The sequence below is a fragment of the Pseudoflavonifractor sp. 60 genome (assembly GCF_009911645.1).
Taxonomy (GTDB): domain Bacteria; phylum Bacillota; class Clostridia; order Oscillospirales; family Oscillospiraceae; genus Lawsonibacter.
The window spans coordinates 1-638 of sequence record NZ_QWKI01000061.1; the positions used below are offsets into that span (position 1 = coordinate 1).

A 638-nucleotide genomic window follows, 5' to 3' on the forward strand; every position below is an offset into this window, starting at 1 on the left:
TGTCATATGGTCGGAAAACTGTACCACTGGCATTTGCGGTATTTTTATATAAAGGCGGTTCGGTGCGGAGAAGCCCCGGCGTTCCCTCACCAGAAGCCCGGCAGCGTCCAGCTCGTTCAGTGCGCTTTTTATGGCGGTGCTGCCTTTATCCAGCATTTCCGTTATCTCCGAAACGGGGTAGACAATATACGTCCTGCCCTCGCTGTCCTGCCAGCCGTTCTTCTGTGAGAGGGTGGAACGGTCAAGAAGCAGCCCATAGAGCAGCCTTGCGGTATGCGACAAGTCCATTTTCAGCAGAAAATAGGGATAGGGCAGAAAACGGGGCAATATGGTGTCGGCTGTGATGTAATTGGTTATGGTTCTCACCTCCTGTCTGTGGCTTCCTGTTACGCAGTTAAAACGCTGTTTTCGGGGGTAAAGGATAAATGTATCAGCTACCCTTTGAGGGCGGTCAAAAAAGCCTTGATTTACGGGGGTCTGGAATATCCTAAAGCGTGACATTTATCCCTCTGTTTCCGCTTGCGCTGTGCGGCTCGGATTCTTTTCATGCGTCCGGCGCACTCCGGGCAGTATTTCCCCCGGTTTGACTTGGGGAGAAAATACCCGCCGCACTCGGTACAGCGTTTCCTGTCTGCCCG

The 638-nt window shown here is 52.7% G+C and carries 1 protein-coding gene; it reads right to left on the minus strand.

Annotated elements, in window-relative coordinates:
* A partial coding sequence (locus D1646_RS07800) for a replication initiator protein A (protein WP_347565158.1) occupies positions 1-345 on the minus strand: 345 nt, incomplete at its 3' end.
* Positions 346-638 lie beyond the last annotated feature (293 nt).